Origin of the sequence: Streptomyces gossypii, from assembly GCF_025165795.1 — a bacterium.
GTDB classification, from domain to species: domain Bacteria; phylum Actinomycetota; class Actinomycetes; order Streptomycetales; family Streptomycetaceae; genus Streptomyces; species Streptomyces gossypii.
In genome coordinates, this window is the sequence record NZ_JAJAGO010000009.1 from 103,571 (window position 1) to 127,531 (window position 23,961).

Here is a 23,961-nt window from a genome sequence, read left to right on the forward strand (position 1 = left end):
CGGCCGCCGCGTCGACGGTGGAGCTGGCCGGGTCCCTCGCGGCCTCGGCCTCCACCACCTCCACCGGCGAGGCGCTGCAGTTCTGGGTGCTCGGTACGGTCGCGGTGCTGGGCGCGCTCGGCACCGTCTTCCTGAGGAAGTCCGTGCACTCCGCGCTCTCGCTCGCCGGGACAATGATCATCCTGGCGGTTTTCTACCTCGCCAACGGCGCGTACTTCCTGGGCATCGTCCAGATCGTCGTCTACACCGGCGCCGTGATGATGCTGTTCCTCTTCGTGCTGATGCTGGTGGGTGTCACCGCCGAGGACTCCCTGAAGGAGACGATCAAGGGCCAGCGCTGGATGGCGGCCCTGTGCGGGCTCGGCTTCGGCGTGCTGCTCATCGGCGGTCTGGGCAACGCCTCGATCAAGACCTTCAGCGGTCTCGAAGAGGCGAACGCCGACGGCAACGTGTTCGGCCTCGCCCGGCTGATCTTCACCAAGTACGTCTTCGCGTTCGAGCTCACCGGCGCCCTGCTGGTCACGGCGGCGGTCGCGGCGATGGTGCTCACCCACCGCGAGCGCGTCGAACGCCGTTCCACCCAGCGCGAGATGGCCGAAGTGCGGGTGCGCGAGAACAAGCACCTGCCGCCGCTGCCCGCACCCGGCGTCTACGCCCGGCACAACGCGGTGGACATTCCCGGCCTGCTGCCCGACGGCACCCCGTCCGAGCTGACAGTCAACCCGACGCTGCGCTCCCGCGGTCAGGTGCGGGACGTCTCCGCGGAGGCGCTGGAAAGCCTCGCCGCGCTGGAGCAGCGCACCGGGGAGGCCCTCGGACGGGAAGAACCCGGCGAGCCCGAAGCGGGCCCGGACTCGAATCCCGGCGGTGACCCCGGCGGTGACCCCGGCCGAAACTCCGGTGGTAACGCCGGGAACGCGGACCCGGACCGGGCGAAGGAGAAGACCAAGTGAATCCGGTCAACTACCTCTATCTCGCGGCGCTGCTGTTCACCATCGGCGCCTCCGGGGTGCTGATCAGGCGGAACGCCATCATCGTGTTCATGTGCGTCGAGCTGATGCTGAACGCCAGCAACCTCGCGCTTGTCGCCTTCTCCCGGCTGCACGGCAATCTCGACGGCCAGATCATGGCGTTCTTCACCATGGTCGTGGCCGCCGCCGAAGTCGTCGTCGGACTGGCGATCATCGTGACGCTCTTCCGCTCCCGCCACTCGGCCTCGGTCGACGACGCCAGCCTGATGAAGCTGTAAGGAGTTACGGACCAGTGGAATCACTCATCGGGCTGCTCGTCGGAGCCCCGCTCCTCGGTGCGGCCGTCCTGCTGTGCGGCGGGCGCCGGCTCGACCGGGCGGGACACTGGCTGGGCACCGCCCTCGCCGCGTCCTCGTTCGTGATCGGGCTGCTGCTCTTCGCCGACATGCTCGGCGAGGAGACCGAGCAACGCGCCATGCACCAGCATCTGTTCAGCTGGATTCCGGTCAACGGCTTCCAGGCGGACGTCGCCTTCCAGCTCGACCAGCTGTCGATGACCTTCGTCCTGCTGATCACCGGCGTCGGCACGCTGATCCATCTGTACTCCATCGGCTACATGGAGCACGACGAGCGTCGCCGCCGGTTCTTCGGCTATCTGAACCTCTTCCTCGCGGCGATGCTGCTGCTGGTGCTGGCCGACAACTTCCTGCTGCTGTACGTCGGCTGGGAGGGCGTGGGCCTCGCCTCGTACCTGCTCATCGGCTTCTGGCAGCACAAGCCGAGCGCCGCGACGGCCGCGAAGAAGGCGTTCCTGGTCAACCGCGTCGGTGACGTCGGACTGTCCATCGCGATCATGATCATGTTCACGACCTTCGGGACCTTCGCCTTCGGGCCGGTCTTCGAGGCCACCGGGGAGACGAGCGAGGGCAAGCTGACGGCCATCGGCCTGATGCTGCTGCTGGCCGCCTGCGGCAAGTCGGCGCAGGTGCCGCTCCAGTCCTGGCTTGGCGACGCGATGGAGGGCCCGACCCCGGTCTCCGCCCTGATCCACGCGGCGACGATGGTGACGGCCGGCGTCTACCTCATCACCCGCTCCGGCGCGATCTTCAACGCCGCGCCCGACGCGCAGACCGTGGTGGTCGTCGTCGGTGCCGTCACGCTGCTCTTCGGCGCGTTCGTCGGTTGTGCGAAGGACGACATCAAGAAGGCGCTCGCCGGTTCGACCATGTCGCAGATCGGCTACATGATGCTGGCCGCCGGGCTCGGCCCGATCGGCTACGCGTTCGCCATCATGCACCTGGTCACCCACGGCTTCTTCAAGGCCGGACTGTTCCTCGGTGCGGGCTCGGTGATGCACGGCATGAACGACGAGGTGGACATGCGCCGCTACGGCGGCCTCCGGAAGTACATGCCGGTCACTTTCGTCACCTTCGGCCTCGGCTATCTCGCCATCATCGGTTTCCCGGGGCTCTCCGGCTTCTTCTCCAAGGACCAGATCATCGAGGCCGCCTTCGCCAAGGGCGGCACCCAGGGCTGGATCCTGGGCTCGGTGACCCTGCTCGGCGCGGCGATCACCGCGTACTACATGACGCGCGTCATGGCGCTCACCTTCTTCGGTGAGAAGCGCTGGTCGGAGACCGGCAAGGACGCGGTGCACCCGCACGAGTCGCCGAAGTCGATGACCATCCCGATGATCGTGCTCGCCTTCGGGTCGGTCTTCGCGGGCGGCCTGTTCAAGTGGAACGAGTCCTTCGTGCACTGGCTGGAGCCGGTCACCCAGTTCGAGCACGGCCATTCGCCGCTGTCGGCCACGGCCGTCACCTCGATGACCGTCGTCGCACTGGTCATCGGTGTGGGCACGGCCTGGCTGCAGTACGGCCGCCGGCCGGTGCCCGCCGTCGCCCCGCGCGGCAGCCTGCTGACCCGCGCCGTCCGGCGCGATTTCCTCCAGGACGACCTGAACCATGTCGCCCTGGTCAAGCCCGGCGAGTATCTGACCCGCGGCCTCGTCTACGTCGACCACAAACTCGTCGACGGGGTTGTCAACGGCACCGCCGCGACCGTCGGCGGTGCGTCCGGCAGGCTGCGGCGGGTCCAGAACGGTTTCGTCCGCTCGTACGCGGTCTCGATGTTCGGGGGTGCGGCGGTACTCGTCGCCGCGACCCTGCTGATGAGGGCGGTCTGAGATGTCATTTCCCCTGCTGACGGCCGTGGCGGTGCTTCCGGCGGCCGGTGCGGTCGCCACCGCCGCCGTGCCCGCCGCGCAGCGCACGCTGGCCAAGTGGCTGGCGCTGTGCGTCTCGCTGGCGACCGTCGTGCTGGCGGCGGTCGTGCTGGTCCGCTTCGACCCGGACGGCGACCGCTACCAGCTGACCGAATCGCACGCCTGGATCGCGGACTTCGGAGTCCGCTACGAACTCGGCGTGGACGGCATCGGGGCCGTACTGGTCGCCCTGACCGCCGTGCTCATCCCGTTCGTCATCCTGGCGGGCTGGCACGACGCGGACACCGCGGACGACGAGAAGACCGCCGAGACGCCCGGCCGCCGCTGGCGCCCCACCCAGGGCTTCTTCGCGCTCATCCTGGCCGTCGAGGCGATGGTGCTCATTTCCTTCCTGGCCACGGACGTCTTCCTCTTCTACATCTTCTTCGAAGCGATGCTCATCCCGCTGTACTTCCTGATCGGCGGCTTCGGGGACCGTGCCCACCAGCACGGTGAGGAAGAGGCGTCCCGCCAGCGTTCTTACGCGGCCGTGAAGTTCCTGCTCTACAACCTCGCGGGCGGGCTGATCATGCTGGCCGCCGTGATCGGGCTGTACGCGGTCACCGCCGACCAGCTAGGCGAGGGCACCTTCTCCCTCCAGGCGATCACCGAGGCACGGGCCAACGGCGAGCTGGACATGGCCACCGGCACCGAACGCTGGCTGTTCCTCGGCTTCTTCTTCGCCTTCGCCATCAAGGCCCCGCTGTTCCCGCTGCACACCTGGCTGCCGAACGCCATGGGCGAGTCCACCGCGCCGGTCGCCGTGCTGATCACCGCCGTCGTCGACAAGGTCGGCACCTTCGCGATGCTCCGCTTCTGCCTCGGGCTGTTCCCGGAGGCGAGCGAGTGGGCGACGCCGGTGGTGCTGGTGCTGGCCCTGATCAGCATCATCTACGGCGCTCTGCTCGCCGTCGGCCAGCGCGATATCAAGCGGCTGATCGCGTACGCCTCGATCTCGCACTTCGGCTTCATCATCCTGGGCATCTTCGCGATGACCTCCCAGGGCCAGGGCGGCGCCACGCTCTACATGGTCAACCACGGGCTCTCCACGGCCGTGCTGATGCTGGTCGCCGGATTCCTGATCTCGCGGCGCGGCTCACGCCTGATCGCGGACTACGGCGGAGTCCAGAAGGTCGCGCCGGTGCTGGCCGGAAGCTTCCTCGTCGGTGGTCTGGCCACCCTGTCGCTGCCCGGACTGGCGCCGTTCATCAGCGAGTTCCTGGTCCTGGTCGGCACCTTCAGCCGCTACCCGGTCATCGGCATCATCGCCGCCGCCACGATCGTGCTGGCCGCGCTGTACGTGCTCGTCCTCTACCAGCGCACGATGACCGGTCCGGTGAAGGCCGGGATAGAGGGCATGGCGGATCTGCGGGTCCGCGAACTGGCGGTGGCGGCACCGCTGATCGCCCTGCTCATCTTCCTCGGCGTCTTCCCCAAGCCGCTGACGGACATCGTCAACCCAGCGGTCGAGCACACGCTCTCCGACGTGCGTCAGCACGACCCTGCTCCTGATGTGGAGGCGGCCAAGTGAGCACCACCCAATCTCTCCACAGTCTGTGGACGAGCGCGGCGGCGGAGCCGGACAAGATCCCGAGCCCGCACATCGAGTACGCGCAGCTGTCGCCGACGCTGATCGTCCTCGGTGCCGCGCTGGTCGGCATACTGATCGAGGCGTTCGTGCCGCGCCGCGCGCGGTACAACGCGCAGGTGGTCCTCGCGATCGCCGGCCTCGCCTCGGCCTTCGCGGCCGTCATCGCACTGGCCCTGGACGGCTACGGCACCACCAAGGCGAAGATCGCCGCCATGGGCGCGATCGCGGTGGACGGCCCGGCGCTCTTCCTGCAGGGCACCATCCTGCTGGTGGGCGTGGTCGCGGTGTTCACCTTCGCCGAGCGGCGGCTCGATCCGAAGAAGCACGGCAATCACGTCGACTCCTTCACGCCGCAGGCCGCCGCGACGCCGGGCGGTGAGGCCGAACGCGAGGCAGCGCGGGCGGGCTTCACCACCACCGAGGTCTTCCCGCTCGCGCTCTTCGCCATCGCGGGCATGCTGATCTTCCCGGCCGCCAACGACCTGCTGACGCTCTTCATCGCGCTGGAGGTCTTCTCCCTCCCGCTCTACATCCTCTGCGCGCTCGCCCGCCGCAACCGGCTGATGTCGCAGGAGGCGGCGGTCAAGTACTTCCTGCTGGGCGCCTTCTCCTCGGCCTTCCTGCTGTTCGGCATCGCACTGCTGTACGGCTACGCGGGTGCCGTCGACTACTCCAGCATCGCCCGCGTCGTCAGCAACTCCGAGGCGAACGTCGATCCGGCACTCGCCGGGACCATGGGCAACGACGCGCTGCTGCTCATCGGCGGCGCGATGATCCTGGTGGGCATGCTCTTCAAGGTCGGCGCTGTCCCCTTCCACATGTGGACCCCGGACGTCTACCAGGGCGCGCCCACCCCGGTCACCGGTCTGATGGCGTCCGCCACGAAGGTGGCGGGCTTCGGCGCCCTGCTGCGGCTGCTGTACGTCGTGCTGCCGGGCCTGCGCTGGGACTGGGAGCCGGTGATGTGGGGCGCGGCGATCATCACCATGCTGGGTGGCGCGATCGTCGCCATCACCCAGACCGACATCAAGCGGATGCTCGCCTACTCCTCCATCGCGCACGCCGGTTTCATGCTGGCCGGTGTCATCGCGACCTCGGAGGACGGCGTCTCCTCGGTGCTCTTCTACCTGGCCGCGTACTCCTTCGTGACGCTCGGCGCCTTCGCCGTGGTCACTCTGGTACGAGACGCGGGCGGCGAGGCCACACACCTGTCCAAGTGGGCTGGCCTGGGGCGGCGTTCGCCGCTGGTCGCCGCCGTCTTCGCGGTCTTCCTGCTGGCGTTCGCGGGCATCCCGCTCACGTCCGGCTTCACCGGCAAGTTCGCGGTGTTCAAGGCCGCGGCCGAGAGCGGCGCGGGAGCGCTGGTGGTCATCGGGGTGATCTCGTCGGCGATCGCCGCGTTCTTCTACATCCGGGTCATCGTGCTGATGTTCTTCCAGGAGCCCAAGGTGGACGGGCCCAGCGTCGCGGTGCCCAGTCCGATGACCATCACGGCCATCACCGTCGGCGTCGCGGTCACCGTTGTCCTCGGTGTGGCCCCGCAGTACTTCCTGGATCTCGCGGGACAGGCGGGAGTCTTCGTCCGCTAGCGCCCCGCGCCCCGTGCTGTGCTGACCAGTGCTGTGCTGACCAGCGGTGCCGTCCGGCACCGCTGGTCAGCTTTTTTGGGTGGTCAGCCCAGGTCCGGCGGACCGTTCGGGTCCGGGAGGCTGCCCGGGTCCGCGTCGGTCTTGGTGAAGACGCTCTTCTTCCCGGATTCCCAGGTGATCGACAGCTTCTCGCCCACCAGGCTGTCCACGGTGCCCTTCGCGTAGTCCGTGCTGCCGTCCGCGCAGGTCAGGTCCAGGGTGGCCGGCTGGGAGTTGTCGACGACGTCACCCGTGCAGGTGCTCTTGCCGGTGACCACGGCCTTCTGTTCGGCCACCACCAGGATCAGCAGGCCCTTGTCCGCGTGCAGGGCCTCCGTCGTCCAGCCGCCCTGCATGGTCATCGCCGTCACCTCTTCGGTGGCGGGCTTGTCCGGGGCCTCCTCGCCGCCCCCGGCAGGGCTCTCGGAGGCGGAATCCTTTGACGCCGATTCGTCGCCGCCCCCGTCGTCGTCGCTGCCGCAGCCGCTGAGCAGCATGGTGGCCGCCGCCAGAGCGGCGGCCACCCCCGTGATTCGCCTTGACGCGCGCACTCGTCGCACTCCTCCGTTGGTCTGCGGGACCTTCACGGGCCCCAGGACCCGGTCAAGCTAGCAGCCGCGCGGCGCAGTACCAGCAGTACCAGGGCGTGTGTGAGAAGTAGCGCCGGCCGCCCGGAGGGCGGTTCTGCCGGACCCCGCGAGACAGGCGGGACTTCTCACACACGCCCTAGATTGCGCGAGCGGGGTCGATCCGGCCCGTCACCTCGCCCAGACCGATCCGGGAGCCCTGCGGGCCCGGTGCCCAGGCGCTGAGCGTCACCTCGTCGCCGTCCGCCAGGTACGGGCCCTTCCCTGCCGTGAGTTCGAGGAAGCAGCCGTACTGGTCCGGCTCCGGGCCGCTGACCGTGCCGGAGGCGAAGAGGTCCCCGGTCCGCAGCGAGGCGCCGTTCACGGTCATGTGGGCCAGTTGCTGGGCCGCCGTCCAGTACATCGCGGAGAACGGCGGCTCGGCGACCGTGGCGCCGTTCAGGCGGACCGTGATGCGGATGTCGAGACCGCCCGGCTCGTGGCCCGTGTCCGGGCCGTCGTCGAGGTAGGGGAGCAGCGGTGCGTCCCGCGCGGGCGGCGCCGTACGGGCAGAGTCCAGGGCCTCAAGGGGGGTCACCCAGGCGGACACCGAGGTGGCGAAGGACTTGCCCAGGAAGGGGCCCAGCGGCACGTACTCCCACGCCTGGATGTCCCGAGCCGACCAGTCGTTGAGCAGGCAGACGCCGAAGACGTGGTCGCGGAGGGAACCCTGGCCGACCGGCTCGCCGTGGGCGGACGGGGCGCCGACCACGAAGCCGACCTCGGCCTCGATGTCCAGCCGCTGGGACGGCCCGAACAGCGGGGCGGCCTCGGCGGGCGGCTTGCGCTGGCCGACGGGCCGCACGACCGGGGTGCCGGAGGCGACGACGGTGCCCGCACGGCCGTGGTAGCCGATGGGCAGGTGCTTCCAGTTCGGCGTCAGCGGCTCGCCGTCCGGGCGGAAGATCCGGCCGACGTTGGTGGCGTGGTGCTCGCTCGCGTAGAAGTCGACGTAGTCGGCGACCTCGAACGGCAGCCGCAGGCTTACCTCTTCGAGCGGGCGCAGATGCCGGGCCGCCGTATCGCGGTGCCGGGCGGCGGTCAGCCACTCCCGCAGCCCGGCGCGCACGGCCTGCCAGACGGGGCGTCCGGCGGCCATCAGGGGGTTCAGCAGGGGCTGCTGGAGCAGCGCGGTGTGCGGGGAGCCGAAGGCCGCGGCGGCGGCGCCCGCGTCCAGCACGTGGTCGCCGTAGCGCACCCCTATCCGGGGGTGGTCCGGGGCGTCCGCGGTCGTGTAGAGGCCGTAGGGGAGATTGTCCGGGCCGAAGAGGTCGTCTCCGGGGAGATCGAGCGCGGTCGCGTCCGTCATCGTTGGTGCCTCGCCTTCGAGGTCGTCGCCGGTCAGGGCCGGGAACAGGTTACGACCCCCCTGGCTGAGGCGGCACAACGCCGCGTGCTCGGGCGCGGAGGGCTGTGCGGGTGCCGAGTGGGGTGCGCCGGGAGGTACGCGGGGGTAATGATCGAGAACCGACCGGCTACGCTGCCAGGGATGGTGGCAGCAGCAGCGATGCATCGATATGCGGCGTAGACAGGAGTACCCCTCGTGACCGTCGACGGGCCGTTCGGGCTGAGCATGCGGGACCAGGCTCTCGAAGCCGATGTCCAGGTGGGGTTGGCGGCTGTCGAGGAGGGTCTCTTCGAGGCCACCAAGAGCGATGTGCCCTTCATAACGGGTGCGGCCCAGCATCTGGTGCGGGCGGGCGGGAAGCGCTTCCGGCCGCTGCTGGTGATGCTGGGAGCGCAGTTCGGTGATCCGCACGCGCCCGGCGTCGTCCCCTCGGCGGTGGTGGTCGAGCTGACCCATCTGGCGACGCTCTATCACGACGACGTGATGGACGAGGCCGACGTACGCCGAGGAGTCCCCAGCGCCAACGCACACTGGAACAACTCGGTGGCGGTGCTCACCGGCGACTTCCTCTTCGCCCGCGCGTCGCACATCCTGGCCGACCTCGGGCCGGAGGCCGTCCGCATCCAGGCCGGGGCGTTCGAGCGGCTGGTCACGGGCCAGATCCTGGAGACCGCCGGTCCCCGGCAGGGGCAGGACCCGGTCGACCACTACCTGGAGGTCCTCTCCGGGAAGACCGGCTCGCTGATCGCCGTCGCGGGCCGTTTCGGCGCGATGATGGCGGGCGCCGACGAGCGGGTCCTGACGATCCTCACCCAGTACGGGGAGCGGATCGGGATCGCCTTCCAGCTCGCCGACGACGTACTGGACATCGCGAGTGATTCACGTGAATCGGGCAAAACGCCGGGTACGGATCTGCGCGAGGGCGTTCCGACCCTCCCTGTGCTCCATCTGCGCGCCCAGGCGGCGGCCGGCGGCTCGCCGGAGGACCTGGCCCTGTGCGCCCTGCTGGACGGCGACCTCACGGACGACGCCCGGCACGCCGAGGCCCTGGCGGGAGTACGTGCGCACCCGGCGCTGGCACAGGCCCGCAAGGACAGCCTCCGCTACGCGGACGACGCACGGGAGACGCTGGGCCCGCTGCCGGACGGACCGGCGAAGTCGGCGCTGGCCGCGCTCTGCGACGCCGTGGTCCACCGGGCGGGCTGACCGGCCGCGGTCGCAGTTGCGGTGGGGGTTGCCGGTTCCCGCGCCCCACGAGCCCCGGGAAACCCTTGGAGAACCCCGAGAACCGAGTCTCCGAGCGGCGGATACCCAGGTCCCCGTGTCATACCGCAGGAGTACGTGGACTTGGCCCCCTCGACTGACGCCACAGCCCGCCCGATTTGGTCCCATGGACTCACCATCCCGCACCGGTTCGGGTGACAATGGCGGCAACGGGGATGGGACGAGTGCGAGGTACAGGACCGCCGCCTACACGGAGGTAGGGCACACACATGGCACAGATCCAACCGAGCAGTCCCGGCAGGTCGGGCAGGAAGGCGATGCGGTACGGCGTACCGATCGCCGTCGCGGGGGTCGCGGCCGCGACCATCGGGCTTGTCCCGGCGCTGGCTGACAGCGGTGACCCAGACCTGCCGAAGATCACCGCAGAAGAGCTCGTCGCGAAGATGGCCGAGTCGGACGTGGACCAGATGTCCGGCAACGTCAAGATCAATACCGACCTCGGACTGCCCGCGCTGCCGGGCTCCTCCGGCGGTGGCGACCGGGGCGGCCCGTTCGGCGGAGGCGACCGCGACCGGGGCGACGAGGGCGAGAGCGGCAAGGGCGAGGAGTCCCCGGCCGTACCGCAGAAGAAGCTCATGGAGCTGGCCTCCGGCGAGCACCTGCTGCGCGTCGCGACCGACGGCCCCGACAAGCAGCGCGTCTCGGTGGTCGAGGATGCGGCGGAGTACAGCTTCATCCACAATGGCAAGGACGTGTGGACGTACGACAGCGCCTCGAACTCCGTCTTCCACGCCGAGGCCCCCAAGGGCGCGGGCAAGGGCGGAGACAAGGGCGGTGCGCACGGCAAGGTGCCCGGCGACCTGGCGGACCTGACTCCCCAGGAGGCGGCCAAGAAGGCGCTGGCGGCGGTGGACAAGACCACCTCCGTCTCGGTGGACGGCACCGCCAAGGTCGCCGGGCGGGACGCTCATCAGCTGGTGATCAAGCCGAAGGCGGCCGCGGACTCCACCGTGGAGTCGATCCGCATCGCGGTCGACGCCGACAACGGCACCCCGCTGAAGTTCACCCTGACGCCGAAGGGCGGCGGTAAGGCCGTCATCGACATCGGCTACACCAAGGTCGACTTCGGCAAGCCCGACGCGAGCACCTTCGACTTCAAGGCGCCGAAGGGTGCCGAGGTCACGGAGAAGAAGCTCGACGGCAGGGCGGGGAAGATGGCCGAGGAGCGGGCGGAGAAGCAGGCTGGCAAGTCCGGCCTCTCCGACCTCTCGGGTCTCCAGGTGCTGGGCGAGGGCTGGAACACGGTGGCCGAGATCGAGATGCCCGGCGGCGCCATGTTCGGCGCGGAAGGCCCCGGCGGCAAGGAGGGCCCAGGCGGCAAGGGCATGGACTCGTCCATGGCCAAGAGCCTGATGGAAGGCCTCACGGATGAGGCCAAGGGCGAGTTCGGCACCGGCCGCGTCTTCGAGACCAAGCTGGTCAACGTCCTGATAACAGACGACGGCAAGGTCTACGCCGGTGCCGTCACCAAGGACGGTCTCGTCAAGGCGGCCAACCAGGCCGCCAAGTAACCGGGACACACCCACCCTTCGCCGCCGCCCGGCCCTGTGGCCGGACGGCGGCGAAGGTCCTACCAGGGGAGCATGGGATCACCATGACGGACGCGGCCGAAGCCGTTGTCGAGACGAGCGGACTGACCAAGCGCTTCCGGGGCGGTCAGGTGGCCGTGGACAGCCTGGAGCTGTCCGTCCCCCGAGGCAGCGTCTTCGGCTTCCTCGGGCCCAACGGCTCCGGCAAGACGACGACAATCCGCATGCTGCTCGGCCTGATCGAGCCGTCCGGCGGCACCGCCCGGCTGCTGGGCGAGCCGATGCCGCGTGCGGCCAGGCAGGTGTTGCCCCAGGTGGGCGCGCTGATCGAGGGGCCCGCTCTGTACGGCTTCCTCTCCGGCCGCGACAACCTCCTGCGCTATGACGCGGCCGACCCCACCGCCGACCCGCGCACCCGCTCCACCCGGGTGTCCGAGGCTCTTGAGCGGGTCGGCCTCGCGGCGGCCGGGAGCAAGAAGGCGAAGGCGTACTCGCTGGGCATGAAGCAGCGGCTCGGGCTCGCCTCCGCGCTGCTCCAGCCGCGGCAGTTGCTGATCCTGGACGAGCCGACGAACGGGCTGGACCCGCAGGGCATGCGCGAGATCAGAACCCTCGTCCGGGAACTGGCCGACGACGGCATCACGGTCTTTCTCTCCTCACACCTCCTCGACGAGATCGAACAGGTGTGCAGTCATACGGCGGTGATGAGCCGCGGCAAGCTGATCACCCAGGGCACGGTCGCCGAGATGTCCGCGGGCGCCCGCGGCCGCCTCGCCGTGACCACCCCCGACACGGCAGAAGCGATGCCCGTCCTCAAGGAGCACGGCGTGACCGATGTGACCGTCTCCGGCGACCGGGTCACCGGCGAGATGCCCGCCACCGATCCACCTGATCTGGCCGATCTCAACGCCGCACTCGTACGGGCCGACGTCCGGGTGCGGGCCTTCGGCGTCGAGCGCGCCTCGCTCGAGGACGTCTTCGTCGCGCTGACCGGGGAGGGTTTCGATGTCGCGGGCTGACACCGCACCGAGCGCGGCGAGCGCCGGGAAGCCGGAGGCATCCGTGGCCGCGGGGCCCGTGGCTGCGGGGCCCGCGGGCCCCGCAGCCGCCGCACGGGCCCCCGGCTCGCCGCTGCGCGAACTGCTGAGGCCGCTGGGGCTGTTCCGCAGTGAGCTGGTCACCACCTTCCGGCGCTGGCGGACCCTGGCCCTGCTCCTGGTGCTGATGGCGGTACCAGTACTGGTGGGCATCGCCGTCAAGATCGAGACGAGCGACGGCGGCTCCGTCGGCGGCGGAGAGGGCGACGGCCCGGCCTTCATCGCCCAGGTCACCAACAACGGCCTGTTCCTCGTCTTCACCTCACTCGCCGTCACCCTGCCGTTCTTCCTGCCGATGACGGTCGGCATGATCGCGGGGGACTCCATCGCGGGCGAGGCGGCCGGGGGCACCCTGCGCTACCTGCTGGTCGCCCCCGCCGGGCGCACCCGCCTGCTGCTCGCCAAGTACGCCACCACGGTCGTCTTCTGTGTGGCCGCCACACTGGCCGTGGCACTCTCCGCGCTGGCGGTCGGAGCACTGCTCTTCCCCGTCGGGGAGGTCACGCTGCTGTCCGGTACGCCGGTGTCCTTCGGGGAGGGATTGCTGCGGACGCTGCTGATCGCCCTTGCGGTGGCCGCCTCACTGCTCGGGCTGGCGGCGCTCGGGCTCTTCGTCTCCACGATGACCAACAGCGGCGTCACCGCCATGGCCGCCACCGTCGGACTGCTGATCACCGTGCAGATCGTGGACACGATTCCGCAGTTGCACGCGGTCCACCCCTATCTCTTCCCGCACTACTGGCTGTCCTTCGGGGACCTCCTGCGCGACCCGGTCTACTGGGATCCGCTGCTGAAGAACCTCGGCCTCCAGGCGCTCTATGTCGCCGTCTTCGGCTCCGCCGCCTGGGCCCGCCTCACCAACAAGGACATCACCGCCTGACACACCTCTGACCCCCCCCCGAACCGCCCGCTTGCTGCCACCGAGGGCGATCTGATCGCCCCCACCCAACCGCTCGGTCAGTTGTCCGGCGTGGCTTGGGTCTCCAGCGTCTGCTTGATCACGAGTGCTCCCTGGTCGACCATCTCGGCGATAGGGCCCGCGAGGTCGTCCGGCGTCACGTCGGTGATCCAGACGAACCGGCTGCGTTCCTCGCCGTTGGCGAAAACCTGCATCGACGCGTGGTGGTGCTCGGGCGCCAGTGACCCGCCGACCACCGCGTAGGCGACCCGACGGGCTTCGTCATCGATGTCGACGAGGAGCTCGTGCACCACAAGGCCGCTGGCGAATGTCACGACTCTGGTATCCGCCTCGAGACGCGTGTCCGTGACGAAGCCGGGTGCCAGGCGGTGATGTATCTCGCTGACGTCGCGGACTGCCGCCCAGACGTTGTCGGGTGCGCTCTCGATCAGGAATTCCCTGTGGATGTAAGCCATGTCCGTCTCTCAGTCTGCTGGGTTTTCAGGAGCCGCTGGTGAGGCAGAACGGGTGCCCTTCGGGATCGGTGAGCACCACCCACTCACCTCCGCCGGGCTGGAACTCGGGCTTCGCTGCCCCGATGGCGAGCAGCTCCTTGGCGGTGCGCGCCAGGTCGGTGACGGTGAGGTCGAGGTGCGCGTGCTTGCGGCCGTCGGGCCAGCCCGGTGCCTGGTAGCCCTCGATGCGCTGGAAGGCGACCTGCACCGGACCACCGTTGCCCAGCGAGGCGAAGTCCTGGTCGCTGTAGAGGATCTCCCATCCGGTGGCCTTTCTGTAGAAGTCGGCGAGCACTGCCGGGTCGGCGCAGTCGATGACGACCGCGGTGAACTCCGCGAGAGCGGGCATGCCAATGACCCCTTCATTTGGGTGCTGGTGACGTGTGACGTGCCTGCCCGTGCCGCTGACACGGCCCTGGTGTACTGGGCCGGGCGGCTGGGCGGGGCACGTCTACCAGCCTGCCCGCGGCAGCGGGCCCCCGGCTTGAACATCCTTGCGCGGGTGACTGTCAGACCCTCGGCGTAGCGTTCAAAGGTGCTCTCAGCCACCACTCTCGCCACCCGACCCGACTTCAGCATCACGGCTGTGACATGCCAGGACGACCACGCGCGCTGGTCGGAGGCCGAAATGCGTGAGGACTACCGGGTGGTGCTCGTGCGCCGCGGCCGGTTCCGCAGGCGTGCAACCGGAGCCGCCGCCGACATCGACGCGACGATGGCCTACGTCGGCGTGCCAAACGAGGAAGAGCACTTCGCCCATCCCGCCGGAGGCGACGACTGCACATCCATCAGCCTGACGCCGACGCTCTGGCACGTCGTGGCCGGCGACGTCGGGCGCCTGGCCACACAGAGCGTGTATGTCGATGCCCGCCTCGACCTCACCCATCGTCGGCTTCTCGCGACCGCCCGGACCGGGGACATCGACTACGCGCTGACGGAAGAGCTGCTCGGCCTGCTCGCCACCACCGCAGGCCAAGTCGTCCCCGGGCCCGCACCGCTCGGCGCACAGGTCCCGGGAAGCGAAACGGCTCTCGTCGCAGCGGCCCGCCAGGCGATCACCGAAGGCCACCCGGCCTCGAACGGACTGCTCCCGCTCGCAGAAGTGCTGGGCGTCTCGCCCTACCGCCTGAGCCGATCCTTCAGCCGCGAGCTGGGGGTGTCGGTGACCCGCTACCGCAACCGCGTCCGCATCGGCCGCGCCCTGGATCGCTTGGAGGAGGGCGAGAGCAGCCTCAGCGCCCTCGCCGCAGACCTCGGCTTCGCCGACCAGGCGCACCTGTGCAGGACCATGCGCCAGTACCTGGGCCGTACACCGACGGCACTGCGACGCTTGCTCGCCCCTCCGATACCTTGACGAACTCCGTTGCCCGACAACGTCTTCGCCTGGGAAATCACTTGACGTTCGGCACCTGGAATCCCGCGAGCCCGCCTTCGCGCCCGCCCGTTGCTGGGCACCTCGTCACCGACGGCTACCTCTGCCGCAAGAGCAGCCATGGCTTTCGCGACGACATTTGAGCTGCGTCAGTCCAGGCAGAACTCGTTGCCCTCGGGGTCGGTCATCACGATGAAGCCGGCGCTCATCGGGGGAGCGGGCTCGTCGCGACGCACCCGCGTCGCTCCCAGCGCGACGAGCCGGTCGCACTCGACCTCCAGCGCCGCCATCCGCTCCTCTCCCTGCAGTCCGGGAGCCGCACGGACGTCAAGGTGGACGCGGTTCTTGGCGGCCTTGTCCTCCGGCACCTGCTGGAAGAACACGCGTGGGCCCTGCCCGTCCGGGTCCTCGATGGCCGATTTCGAGTTGCGCTCCTCCTCCGGTACGCCGACCCGTGCGAGGAAGTCGTCCCACGCGGCCAGGGGGTCGGCGCCCTCGGGTACGTCGACTCCGGGCGGGCCGGGGTGGACGTAGCCCAGTACGTCGCGCCAGAAGGACGACAGCGCCCGCGGGTCGTGGGCGTCGAAGGTGACCTGGATGTGGCGGCTCATCGGGTTGCTCCGTTCGTAGCGGGATTCGTGTGGAACTAGAGGTCGCGCAGCAGGCAGACCCCGGACAGGTGGTGGATCAGCTCGCGGTGGATGTGCAGCACCAGATCGGCCATGGGTGCCTCGGGGAAGGGCTCCTTCTCACCCATCGGGACCCGGAGCCCGGCGCCGCCGAGGAGAAGCACTCGCCGTCGGTGAGGCCCTCGAGCAGGGCGCGGAGCTGATGTTTCCAGTGGGTCTCCCACTGCTCGCGCAGCGTCCGGTTCCAGTCGAGTTCGTCTGCGTCCATGTCGCCCACTCTGACACTCCTAGCGGACAGGATGGGTCCGCAAGCTCCGCCCGAGACATGCGAACCGTTCATCACCGCGGCTGTTCGGCGGGCTGTCATCGATGTGACGGCGATCTGACAGAGCTTTGGTGCCTCCGGATTGGACACTGGCTCAGCTTCCGCTGTTGACGGGAAGCCGAACCCTTCGCCCCGCAGCCGCTCACCGGGCTGCTTCCCCCCAACCGGAGGTACTGGATGCGTCGTCGGTTGATCACCGGCCTGTCCGCCGCAGGTTTCGCCATGGCCGCCACCGCTGCTCTGGCAACTCCCGCTCAGGCGGCCCCCGCAGACAAGCTGCAGGTCATGTCGAACTGGTCCCAGACCAGCTCCAGCAGTCAGAACGCCTTCCTGAACGCCCGCGCCAACCAGGGCAACTGGTCGGCCTATGGCTTCAACTGGGGTACCGACAAGTGCAGCAGCTCCCCTGACAACCCCTTCGGCTTCCCCTTCGAGAAGTCCTGTATCCGGCATGACTTCGGCTACCGCAACTACAAGGAGATGGGTCGCTTCGACGCGAACAAGTCGCGCATCGACAGCGCCTTCTACGCGGACCTGAAGCGGGTCTGCAACCGCTACTCCGGAGCGACGAAGGCCTCCTGCAACGGGCTGGCCTGGACTTACTACCAGGCGGTCTCCGTCTTCGGCCTCTCGGCCGCGGACGCCGCGGCGAAGCTGCCCGCCGCGGAGAAGCTGCCGCAGCACGCGCACTGACCGGCCCTGACCGGTCGAGCCGCTGACCGGCCGACCGTCCGTGGATCCGTGCGGGCCGCAGCGCACTCGGCGGCCCGCACGCTCCGCTGGCCCTGCCCACTGCCGGACAGGGGGATGACCCGAATGAGCTGATACTTTCCCGGCTCTCCGGGGGAGGTATCGGGCCATGCCCATGCTCGTCGGCACCTCCGGGTGGCAGTACAAGGACTGGCGCGGCGTGCTCTACCCGCCCAGGCAACCGCAGCGCCTGTGGCTGGAGGAGTACACCCGGCACTTCGCCACCGTGGAGAACAACAACGCCTTCTACCGCCTGCCGTCGAAGGAGGTCTTCGGCTCCTGGCGGGAGCGGACACCCGAAGGGTTCGTAGTCGCCGTCAAGGCAAGCCGCTATCTGACCCACATGAAGCGGCTGCGCGACCCGCGGGAGCCGGTCACCCGGCTGATGGACCGTGCCGAGGGGCTCGGCGACCGGCTGGGCCCCGTCCTGCTGCAACTGCCCTCCCACTTCCGGGAGGACACCGGGGCCCTGGACGCCTGCCTGAGCTGCTTTCCCGGCTCCACCCGCGTCGCCGTGGAGCTTCGCCACCCCTCGTGGTGGGAGGCTGAGCGGGAGCTCCGGGCCGTGCTGGAGAGGCATGGCAGCTCCCTGTGCTGGGCGGATCGCGACTCCCGCCCGATGACACCCCTGTGGCGTACGGCGGCGTGGGGATATGTGCGGCTGCACGGCGGGAGCGCCAAGCCGCCACCACGCTACGGCCGGCAGGCCCTGAACTCCTGGGCCCGACGCGTCAGCGACACCTGGCCGGACGAGGACGACGTGTACGTGTACTTCAACAACGACACCGGCGCGGCGGCCGTCGTGGACGCGGCGAAGTTCGCGCGGGCGGCCTCCGCACTGGGCCGGACCGTCAGTCACACGCCCCCGGCCTCCGGAGCACCGGCGGCCAGGGAGACATGACCGGCTGTCAGCTCAGCCCAGCTCAGCCCAGTCCAGCCCAGCCCGTCCTGGCTACGCGACGCAGAATGTGCTGCCCTCCGGGTCGAACGGGTCGTCCAGGTCGTCCGGATGCCGGGGCGCCGCGTCGATCACAAGCTTCAGCTCAGGGCCGTAGCGAGCCCTTCCGGGAGGGGTGCGTGAGGTGTGTCGTTCGTGTGGTCTGTGCGGACTGGGTCCGGTGCTCGGGGCGGTCGAGATGGTCCAGGACGAGCTGGTGGGCGCGCCAGCCGTCCGGGAACTTCGGCGGGACGTCCAGATGGACGGGGCGGGTCGAGGGGTGGCGGTCGAGAAGGTCGCGGATGCCCGCGCGGGCGACGACGACGCAGGCATGGCGGTGCCGGGAGAGGAGTACGCAGAGGCGGCCCGTCTCCAGATGGAAGGCGCTGGCGTCGGCGCGTCCGGAGAGCGGATGCCAGACGAGGGTCACGTCGAACTCCCGGCCCTGGAGCTTGTTTGCGGTGTCGACGGTGATCCCGTCCAGATGCGGGCCGTGTGCCCGGAGCGCTCGGCGGACGGCGGCGGCCTGGTCGTTGTGCGCGGTGCCGATGGCGATCCGCTCGGGGTCCACCTTGTTCCCGTTGGCCAGGGCGCCGCGCTGGAGGAGGCGGTCCGCCGTGGCGGCCAGTGCGGCGGCCAGCTCCGGGTCCGTACGCAGGGTGTGGCGGGCGGGGAGTTCGAGGTAGCCCCAGCCGGTGGCCGCGGCCTGGGCCAGGGTGCCGTCGGCCGGGGTTGCGCCGAGTGCGGCTGTTCCGAGGGTGAGAAGACGGTCGCCTTCCCGCGTGCCGGAGGTGAACGGATAGAAGGGGTAGAACGCCCGCTGGACGAGCGGTGCGGCGCTGGCGGGAAGGCGCCAGGAGACGGGGAGCTGCCGGGTGGGCATGCCGGGATTGTGCGCGAGGCTGACGTCGACGGCGTTCAGCAGCGGGTTCCAGGTGAGCCCGGCCCAGCGGTCCGTCTCGACGGTGGCGAAGGGGTCGAGCTGGCCCGGATCGCCGACGAACAGCGCGTGTTCGCACAGCGGTGCGGTCCGCAGGATGGCGTCGGAGCGCATCTGGTACGCCTCGTCGACGATGGCCCAGTCCCACGGGTCGGTCTTGACGTGCGCCCACTTGGCCGCCGTCCCGACGACCACGGGCAGCTCGCGGAGCGGGCCGATCTTGTCCCCGCCGACGACGTTCTCATGCCGCGCCACCCGGTCGGGGAGCGTGAAGCCCGCTTTGTGGAGGCGGCCGATCCGCAGCTGGGGGTGGGTCTCGGCCAGGCGGTCGGTGAGGTCGTCGACCTGCTCGTTCGTCTGGGCGATGATCATCACCGGGCGGTCCTGTGCGGCCAGATGGCCCGCCGCCCTGACCACCAGCGTCGACTTCCCCGCGCCCGGCGGGGAATTGACGACGATGCCGCGCTGGTCCGTGTGGTCCAGGTCGTGCAGCACCTGGGCGACGGCGGCATCGGCCTGCGCGCCGGGCGGGATCGCGTGCGTCACTCCCAGGTCTCCTCTGCGTCCTCGTGGGTCGGCTCGTACGGCTGCGGCGGCCCGCCGTGCGTCCAGGGCGTGTCCGCGTCGTCGGGCAGCTGAGCCGAGGCGACGTACTGCCCCAGCGTCGTGTAGCAGAGCTGCTCGCCGATCTCCGGGATCGAGCCGGGCGGCGCGGGAGGCTTGCGCTTGCCGCCGAAGCCTCCGCTGAGCTGGATGTCCGCCTCGAAGCCGTTCCCCGCCCCGCCGTCGCTGTCGCTGCTGTCGCTGCCGCCGAGGTCGCGGATCGTGAGGATCTCCGCCTTCTGCCCCGGCCGGTCCGGGCTGAGCACGGTCTCGCCCTCGCCGATCGGGGGGCGCTGCTCCGTGCGCAGTGTGACGAGCGGCCGGAAGAGGCCCGCCTTGCCGCCCCGGCCGCCGCCACCGCCGCTCTCGATCACCCGGTCCGGCTCCCGCGCCGTCACGGTGCCGGTGAACGCCTCGCCGCTCAGCTCGTACTCGGCCATCACCAGCGGGTCGTCGAAGGCCCGCTGGCTCTCGTAGCGCGCGACGGCGTCCTCCAGCCGGGCCAGCCGCCGGGCGGCACCCGCCGCGTGGTCCCGTCGTGGCTGCGGCAGGCCCGACTCGTCGAGGTGGCTCGCGTAGCCGGTGAAGAGGGCGCGGTCCAGCGCCCACCTCTCCTCGACGTGCCCGCCGGGCGGCAGCGCACGCAGCAGTTCGATGCCCCGCCACATCAAGTCCCAGGTGGGGGCGAGCTGGGTGCGAAGTTCCGCCTCGATGGCGCGGCCGGTCGCGGCGCGGGCCCGGTCACCGGCCGCGGTGCCGTAGGCGGTGACGAGCTCGCTGAGCGTACGGTCGAAGAGCGGGTCGGTCGCCGGGCCCGCCGGAGGGTGCCGCGCCGGGTCCTCCGCGAGCCGGGCCGCCTGCGCGCCGGTCATCCCGGGGGGTGGGTCGATCCAGGCCAGCAGCGCCGCGAGGTGGGCGTCCTCGGTGCTGCTCTGGCCGGTGGCCCAGTGGTCTCCGAGCATCCGGGTCATGCTCAGCAGCGTGCTGGATCCGGGGAAATCCGCCTGGTCGGCGGCCCAGGTGAGCCACTTGCCCAGGGTGGGTACGGAGGGTGCGACGGCGTACGGCCCGTCGGTGCGCCGGAGCCGGGTGGACCGGCCCAGCAGCCGGGTGAAGGCGATTCCGCCCTGGTTCGGCACCAGGATCTGCGGCGCCCGGGTGAAGCGTTCGCGGGACTCCTTGGGGCGGCCCGCCTCATAGGTCTCACTGTCGCCCCGGCACTCGTCGACATACGGCAGCAGCAGATCGGCGAGCTGCTCGGCGAAGCGGAAACGCCGGGTGCGGTCGCGCGGCTGCTCCACCGTGAGCAGCACCGGGTGTCCGGCGTCGGTACCCGCCATTGCGGCCAGCGGGGCGCATGCCTCCCCGGCGAGCGCCAGGGGGATGAAGACGAACGGAGGGTCGGCAAGCTGCTGGTGGCGCACGGTCGTGAGCCGTTCGGCGCGGCCCAAGGCGGCGGCGCGCAGTGTGGCCACGGTGCGGAGCAGGCTCATGCCGCGCCCCCGCCCCGCAGGTCGCGCAGGCGGGCAGCCGTGCGCAGCAGCTCCGCGATCTCGGCCTGCTCCGGCTCCGGTTCCACGGTGCCGTCGATGAGCCCGAGGGCCGTACGGGTGGAGCCGATACCGGGCAGATCGTTGCGTACCCCGGAGCCGAGGCGGGCGGGTTCACCGGCGGTCTCCGCCTCCTGGCGGCAGTACCGGGACATCTCGCAGAAGCTGAGGCAGCTGGGGGAGTAGGCGGCCTCCAGGGCGCCGACGGAGGCGTCCAGCTCCCCGGCGTCGCGTACGGGGCTGCCCGCGGAGTCCTCGGCCAGGTCGAACGACGCGTCGGCGGGGAGGGTTTCGGTGAGGTCGGCGGCGCGGCGGAGCCGTCCGAGCTGGAACTCCACGGCGTCCAGTTCCTGGCGCAGGTCGAGCAGCCTGCCGTAGGGCCGGTTGGAGAAGTCCTTGGGGCAGATCAGCAGGAACTCGTCCGCGACGGCCTCCGGAGGCAGCCCGGCCCGGTGGAACGCCTGCCGCAGCGCGATCACGTGCACGGCGGCCTGCTTGACCGCCTCGGCCGTCCTGGCCGGATCGGCCTGGCCGTCGATCGCGGGGAAGGACCGGATCTCCACGGCGTAGAACCGGCCGCCGATGCGATGGGTGAGCGCGTCGGGCTCGAGAAAGGCGGTGCGGCCCGCGACGTCGAGAGTGAGCATCGGATGGCCGAGGATGAGCCGGTCCTCGTCGCCCGCGGCGATCCGCTCCAGCAGCCGTTGTGTCTCACGGGCGCGCACGGCGGGCGCGGAGTTCCCGGCGACCTCGGTCAGATCCGCCACGGCGGCTTCGGTGACCGGGACGGCGAGTTCGGTGCGCAGCAGCGAGACCAGTTCGGCATAGCCGCCCCAGGCGACGAGCGTCTCGAACGCCTGGCCCCGGGTGAGGGCGAACGGGGACTGCCCGAACCGTGGTTCGAACCCGATACGGGTGGCGAGCAGCGCCTTGTCGACCCCGGCGGCGTCCAGCACGGCACGGCGGGCGCAGGCGGGGTTGGCCGTCAGCGCGGTGATCTTGCGCGCCGTGTACGGCTCCGGGCTGGCGGGGCCGCGCAGACGCGCGAGCCGGTCCTCGGGCTGTTGCGGGAGCATTGTCTCTTCTCACGGTGCGGGGTGGGTGCCGGGCGGTGCGGTGCGGTGCGGGTCGGCCGGTCAGGCCTCCGTGCCGCGGCGGACGACGCCCAGCGTCGCGACGCCGAACAACTGCTGTGCGGACGAGAGCTGTGCACGGGCGCGGGCCGCCGTCTCGGTGCGCTGCCGGTCGTCCGCAGCGCCGTGCATCGCGGCCTCGGTACGAACGGCCGCGATGATACGCCCCGGCTCCGGCTCCTCGTGCTCGTCCTCGTGCGCCCCCGGGATGTTGAGGGCGAAGCGGCGCAGCAGCCGTCCGCCGGACTCCGAGGGGGCGCAGCCGGAGACCCGGAGGCGCTCGGCATGCTCCGCGAGCCGTCCGGCGTGCGTGAGGAAGTCCGTACGCGGACCCAGTGGGCCGAGGACGCGGCGCTCCAGCGGCCAGGTGGAGAGGGCCAGCAGGCCGCGAGCCGGCGCCAGCCGGTCGTGGGTGAGCGCAGCACAGATGTGGTAGCGGCGTGCCTGCGCCACGGCGCCGGCCGAGCCCTGGGCGAGAGCGGCACGCTCCTCGTCGCGGCGGAGCGCGGCGAGCTGCGGGACGACCAGGGGGCCGTGGAAGAACGCCTCGTGCACGGAGGAGATCAGCTTCGGTGACGCGGGAGCGCCGAGGAGGGCCAGCGCCCGGTGGACCTGCTCGCGTACGGGGACGGCCTGCTCGCGTATGGGGACGGCCTGGGCGGGATCCGGGGCGGCCGGGTGGGTGTCCGGCGCGACCCCGAGCACGGTGTGCCAGGCGGCCTCCGCCGCCCGCAGTTCGCTGCGGGAGCGCGCCAGCGCCGCCTTGTCACGGGCCCGTAGGGCGCCGCGCACGGCTCCTCGCAGGGCCGTCATCCGCGCTTCGAGCTCCTCCAGCGACTCCGCCATACGGATACGCTAGCGCGCGGCGTGCTCCTCGCCCCGACGGCGGTCCGGGCCGGACGCTGTGGCGGCGGTGGCCGGGGATGCCGCCGGACCCTGTCCGCCCGGGTTGCTCGCCGTGGCGGCGGAAGGATGTGCCGCCTCCGCCTCCGCCTCCGCTGCCGCCGCCGTGGCGCGCAGGGCCGCCCGCCCCCGGTGCGCGTTGCGCAGCGCGTCCCAGGTGAGCACGCACAGCGCCGTCCAGATGAGCAGGAAGCCCGCCAGCCGCTCCACCGGCATCGGCTCGTGGAAGACGAGCAGCCCGAGGACGAACATGAAGGCGGGCGCCATGTACTGGAGCAGCCCGATCGTGGACAGCGGCAGCCGTACCGCCGCGGCGCCGAAGAAGATCAGCGGCGCCGCGGTCGCCAGTCCGGTACCGGCGAGCAGCAGCGCGTGCCCTGCCCCGTCGGTGGTGAAGGTGCTGTCGCCCCGGGCGCTGAGCCAGATCAGGAAGACCAGCGCGGGCAGGAACTGCAGGGAGGTCTCGGCGCTGAAGCCCTCCAGGCCGCCGAGCTTCACATGCTTCTTGATCAGCCCGTATGTGGCGAAGGTGATCGCGAGGCCGATGGAGAGCCACGGCACCTGGCCGTAGCCGATCGCCAGCACGATGACGGCGACGACGCCGATGCCGACGGCCGACCACTGCGCGGGCCGCAGCCGCTCGCGCAGCAGCAGGACGCCGAAGGCGATGGAGACCAGCGGGTTGATGAAGTAGCCGAGGGACGCTTCGAGGACCCGGTCGCTGGTGACCGCCCAGATGAACATCGCCCAGTTCAGCGAGATCACCGTGGTCGCGAGCAGGACGAGCCCCAGCTTGCGCGGCTCCCGCAGCAGCGGCCGTATCCAGGACCAGCGGCGGGCCAGGGTCAGGATCAGCGCGGCGGTGGGCAGCGACCACAGCATGCGGTGGGCGAGCATCTCGGTCGCGCCGGTGGATTCGAGCAGGTGCCAGTAGAGCGGCAGCAGCCCCCACAGCCCGTAGGCAGTGAACCCGAATATCAGCCCGGTACGGGTCTCGCTCGTCGGCTGCATCGGGGGCCTCCTGGTGTCCGGCAACCCGACGAAGGTAACGCGCGACAACCCCGGCTGT

Annotated in this window: 23 protein-coding genes; 12 read left to right on the plus strand and 11 right to left on the minus strand. The window is 70.6% G+C overall.

All coding sequences use genetic code 11. From position 1 onward, the window contains the following. Positions 1 to 23 precede the first annotated feature (23 nt). The 5 genes from LHJ74_RS19920 to nuoN are packed head-to-tail and all read left to right on the plus strand — an operon-like array spanning position 24 to position 6,414. Positions 24 to 953 carry an NADH-quinone oxidoreductase subunit J gene (locus LHJ74_RS19920; RefSeq protein WP_260219666.1) on the plus strand — a complete coding sequence of 310 codons (930 nt, stop codon included), beginning with the start codon at positions 24 to 26 and terminating at the stop codon, positions 951 to 953. Further along, positions 950 to 1,249: an NADH-quinone oxidoreductase subunit NuoK gene (gene nuoK / locus LHJ74_RS19925; protein ID WP_260219466.1), complete on the plus strand. Its 300-nt coding sequence runs from the start codon at positions 950 to 952 to the stop codon at positions 1,247 to 1,249. Before LHJ74_RS19920 ends, nuoK begins: the two co-directional genes overlap by 4 nt. Positions 1,250 to 1,263: 14 nt before the next feature. Then, complete coding sequence (gene nuoL, locus LHJ74_RS19930; protein ID WP_260219467.1) at positions 1,264 to 3,156, plus strand: NADH-quinone oxidoreductase subunit L; 1,893 nt, start codon at positions 1,264 to 1,266, stop codon at positions 3,154 to 3,156. A gap of 1 nt (position 3,157) precedes the next feature. Further along, positions 3,158 to 4,765 (plus strand): NADH-quinone oxidoreductase subunit M, encoded by a 1,608-nt coding sequence (locus tag LHJ74_RS19935; protein ID WP_260219468.1) that lies wholly within the window; start codon positions 3,158 to 3,160, stop codon positions 4,763 to 4,765. Continuing rightward, positions 4,762 to 6,414, plus strand: a complete 1,653-nt coding sequence (nuoN, locus tag LHJ74_RS19940; RefSeq protein ID WP_260219469.1) for an NADH-quinone oxidoreductase subunit NuoN — start codon at positions 4,762 to 4,764, stop codon at positions 6,412 to 6,414. Before LHJ74_RS19935 ends, nuoN begins: the two co-directional genes overlap by 4 nt. Before the next feature lie 83 nt (positions 6,415 to 6,497). Here nuoN and LHJ74_RS19945 read toward each other — a convergent pair whose 3' ends face one another. Together LHJ74_RS19945 and fahA are read right to left on the minus strand one after the other, a co-directional pair. Beyond that, a complete protein-coding gene (locus LHJ74_RS19945; protein ID WP_260219470.1) occupies positions 6,498 to 6,977 on the minus strand; it encodes a hypothetical protein in 480 nt (159 codons plus the stop codon). Positions 6,978 to 7,179: 202 nt separating this feature from the next. Next, positions 7,180 to 8,388 carry a fumarylacetoacetase gene (gene fahA, locus LHJ74_RS19950; protein ID WP_260219471.1) on the minus strand — a complete coding sequence of 403 codons (1,209 nt, stop codon included), beginning with the start codon at positions 8,386 to 8,388 and terminating at the stop codon, positions 7,180 to 7,182. Positions 8,389 to 8,622: 234 nt separating this feature from the next. Between fahA and LHJ74_RS19955 the strand changes: the two genes are divergently transcribed. The 4 genes from LHJ74_RS19955 (at position 8,623) to LHJ74_RS19970 (ending at position 13,217) form a co-directional block, all read left to right on the plus strand. Continuing rightward, positions 8,623 to 9,633 (plus strand): polyprenyl synthetase family protein, encoded by a 1,011-nt coding sequence (locus tag LHJ74_RS19955; RefSeq protein ID WP_260219472.1) that lies wholly within the window; start codon positions 8,623 to 8,625, stop codon positions 9,631 to 9,633. Between the two features lie 287 nt (positions 9,634 to 9,920). Continuing rightward, on the plus strand, positions 9,921 to 11,222 hold the full coding sequence (locus tag LHJ74_RS19960; RefSeq protein WP_260219473.1) for a LolA family protein: 1,302 nt from the start codon (positions 9,921 to 9,923) through the stop codon (positions 11,220 to 11,222). A gap of 83 nt (positions 11,223 to 11,305) precedes the next feature. Further along, positions 11,306 to 12,259 carry an ABC transporter ATP-binding protein gene (locus tag LHJ74_RS19965; RefSeq protein ID WP_260219474.1) on the plus strand — a complete coding sequence of 318 codons (954 nt, stop codon included), beginning with the start codon at positions 11,306 to 11,308 and terminating at the stop codon, positions 12,257 to 12,259. Next, a complete protein-coding gene (locus tag LHJ74_RS19970; RefSeq protein WP_260219475.1) occupies positions 12,246 to 13,217 on the plus strand; it encodes an ABC transporter permease in 972 nt (323 codons plus the stop codon). Before LHJ74_RS19965 ends, LHJ74_RS19970 begins: the two co-directional genes overlap by 14 nt. Before the next feature lie 77 nt (positions 13,218 to 13,294). Here the strand turns inward: LHJ74_RS19970 and LHJ74_RS19975 are convergent, their stop codons facing one another. Both LHJ74_RS19975 and LHJ74_RS19980 read right to left on the minus strand, forming a co-directional pair. Beyond that, positions 13,295 to 13,711, minus strand: coding sequence for an SRPBCC family protein (locus LHJ74_RS19975; RefSeq protein ID WP_260219476.1), 417 nt, complete (start codon positions 13,709 to 13,711; stop codon positions 13,295 to 13,297). Positions 13,712 to 13,736: 25 nt separating this feature from the next. Next, positions 13,737 to 14,099: a VOC family protein gene (locus tag LHJ74_RS19980; protein WP_260219477.1), complete on the minus strand. Its 363-nt coding sequence runs from the start codon at positions 14,097 to 14,099 to the stop codon at positions 13,737 to 13,739. Positions 14,100 to 14,285: 186 nt separating this feature from the next. Between LHJ74_RS19980 and LHJ74_RS19985 the strand changes: the two genes are divergently transcribed. Next, positions 14,286 to 15,104: a helix-turn-helix domain-containing protein gene (locus LHJ74_RS19985; protein WP_260219478.1), complete on the plus strand. Its 819-nt coding sequence runs from the start codon at positions 14,286 to 14,288 to the stop codon at positions 15,102 to 15,104. Between the two features lie 167 nt (positions 15,105 to 15,271). On the opposite strand, the gene LHJ74_RS19990 is transcribed toward LHJ74_RS19985, so the two are convergent. Both LHJ74_RS19990 and LHJ74_RS19995 read right to left on the minus strand, forming a co-directional pair. After that, on the minus strand, positions 15,272 to 15,733 hold the full coding sequence (locus tag LHJ74_RS19990; RefSeq protein WP_260219479.1) for a VOC family protein: 462 nt from the start codon (positions 15,731 to 15,733) through the stop codon (positions 15,272 to 15,274). Positions 15,734 to 15,768: 35 nt separating this feature from the next. Continuing rightward, positions 15,769 to 15,915, minus strand: coding sequence for a hypothetical protein (locus LHJ74_RS19995; protein WP_260219480.1), 147 nt, complete (start codon positions 15,913 to 15,915; stop codon positions 15,769 to 15,771). Positions 15,916 to 16,253: 338 nt separating this feature from the next. On the opposite strand from LHJ74_RS19995, the gene LHJ74_RS20000 reads away from it, so the two are divergent. Together LHJ74_RS20000 and LHJ74_RS20005 are read left to right on the plus strand one after the other, a co-directional pair. Beyond that, entirely contained in the window at positions 16,254 to 16,769 is a 516-nt protein-coding gene (locus tag LHJ74_RS20000) for a phospholipase (RefSeq protein ID WP_260219481.1), read from the plus strand. 166 nt (positions 16,770 to 16,935) lie between these two features. Continuing rightward, entirely contained in the window at positions 16,936 to 17,727 is a 792-nt protein-coding gene (locus LHJ74_RS20005) for a DUF72 domain-containing protein (RefSeq protein ID WP_260219482.1), read from the plus strand. A gap of 142 nt (positions 17,728 to 17,869) precedes the next feature. Here LHJ74_RS20005 and LHJ74_RS20010 read toward each other — a convergent pair whose 3' ends face one another. From LHJ74_RS20010 to rarD, 5 genes are read right to left on the minus strand one after another with little or no spacing between them, the layout of a single operon-like run. Beyond that, the gene (locus LHJ74_RS20010; protein WP_260219483.1) at positions 17,870 to 19,249 is read right to left on the minus strand and encodes an AAA domain-containing protein; all 1,380 of its coding nucleotides are present in this window, start codon (positions 19,247 to 19,249) and stop codon (positions 17,870 to 17,872) included. Beyond that, the gene (locus LHJ74_RS20015) at positions 19,246 to 20,799 is read right to left on the minus strand and encodes a hypothetical protein (protein WP_260219484.1); all 1,554 of its coding nucleotides are present in this window, start codon (positions 20,797 to 20,799) and stop codon (positions 19,246 to 19,248) included. The genes LHJ74_RS20010 and LHJ74_RS20015 overlap by 4 nt, the downstream gene beginning before the upstream one ends. Beyond that, a complete protein-coding gene (locus LHJ74_RS20020) occupies positions 20,796 to 21,932 on the minus strand; it encodes a hypothetical protein (RefSeq protein WP_260219485.1) in 1,137 nt (378 codons plus the stop codon). The genes LHJ74_RS20015 and LHJ74_RS20020 overlap by 4 nt, the downstream gene beginning before the upstream one ends. Before the next feature lie 60 nt (positions 21,933 to 21,992). Further along, positions 21,993 to 22,835, minus strand: coding sequence for a hypothetical protein (locus tag LHJ74_RS20025; protein WP_260219486.1), 843 nt, complete (start codon positions 22,833 to 22,835; stop codon positions 21,993 to 21,995). A 9-nt stretch (positions 22,836 to 22,844) separates the two neighbouring features. Further along, entirely contained in the window at positions 22,845 to 23,903 is a 1,059-nt protein-coding gene (rarD, locus tag LHJ74_RS20030) for an EamA family transporter RarD (protein ID WP_260219487.1), read from the minus strand. Positions 23,904 to 23,961 lie beyond the last annotated feature (58 nt).

What these genes read in the sequence shown, in the direction of transcription:
- LHJ74_RS20015 (WP_260219484.1), bottom strand. Translation starts at nt 20,799, where the DNA reads ATGAGCCTGCTCCGCACCGTGGCCACACTGCGCGCCGCCGCCTTGGGC.
- LHJ74_RS20020 (WP_260219485.1), bottom strand. Translation starts at nt 21,932, where the DNA reads ATGCTCCCGCAACAGCCCGAGGACCGGCTCGCGCGTCTGCGCGGCCCC.
- LHJ74_RS19990 (WP_260219479.1), bottom strand. Translation starts at nt 15,733, where the DNA reads ATGAGCCGCCACATCCAGGTCACCTTCGACGCCCACGACCCGCGGGCG.
- fahA (WP_260219471.1), bottom strand. Translation starts at nt 8,388, where the DNA reads ATGACGGACGCGACCGCGCTCGATCTCCCCGGAGACGACCTCTTCGGC.
- LHJ74_RS20000 (WP_260219481.1), top strand. Translation starts at nt 16,254, where the DNA reads ATGCGTCGTCGGTTGATCACCGGCCTGTCCGCCGCAGGTTTCGCCATG.
- LHJ74_RS20005 (WP_260219482.1), top strand. Translation starts at nt 16,936, where the DNA reads ATGCCCATGCTCGTCGGCACCTCCGGGTGGCAGTACAAGGACTGGCGC.
- LHJ74_RS19975 (WP_260219476.1), bottom strand. Translation starts at nt 13,711, where the DNA reads ATGGCTTACATCCACAGGGAATTCCTGATCGAGAGCGCACCCGACAAC.
- LHJ74_RS20025 (WP_260219486.1), bottom strand. Translation starts at nt 22,835, where the DNA reads ATGGCGGAGTCGCTGGAGGAGCTCGAAGCGCGGATGACGGCCCTGCGA.
- LHJ74_RS19960 (WP_260219473.1), top strand. Translation starts at nt 9,921, where the DNA reads ATGGCACAGATCCAACCGAGCAGTCCCGGCAGGTCGGGCAGGAAGGCG.
- LHJ74_RS19935 (WP_260219468.1), top strand. Translation starts at nt 3,158, where the DNA reads ATGTCATTTCCCCTGCTGACGGCCGTGGCGGTGCTTCCGGCGGCCGGT.
- LHJ74_RS19970 (WP_260219475.1), top strand. Translation starts at nt 12,246, where the DNA reads ATGTCGCGGGCTGACACCGCACCGAGCGCGGCGAGCGCCGGGAAGCCG.
- rarD (WP_260219487.1), bottom strand. Translation starts at nt 23,903, where the DNA reads ATGCAGCCGACGAGCGAGACCCGTACCGGGCTGATATTCGGGTTCACT.
- LHJ74_RS19980 (WP_260219477.1), bottom strand. Translation starts at nt 14,099, where the DNA reads ATGCCCGCTCTCGCGGAGTTCACCGCGGTCGTCATCGACTGCGCCGAC.
- LHJ74_RS19965 (WP_260219474.1), top strand. Translation starts at nt 11,306, where the DNA reads ATGACGGACGCGGCCGAAGCCGTTGTCGAGACGAGCGGACTGACCAAG.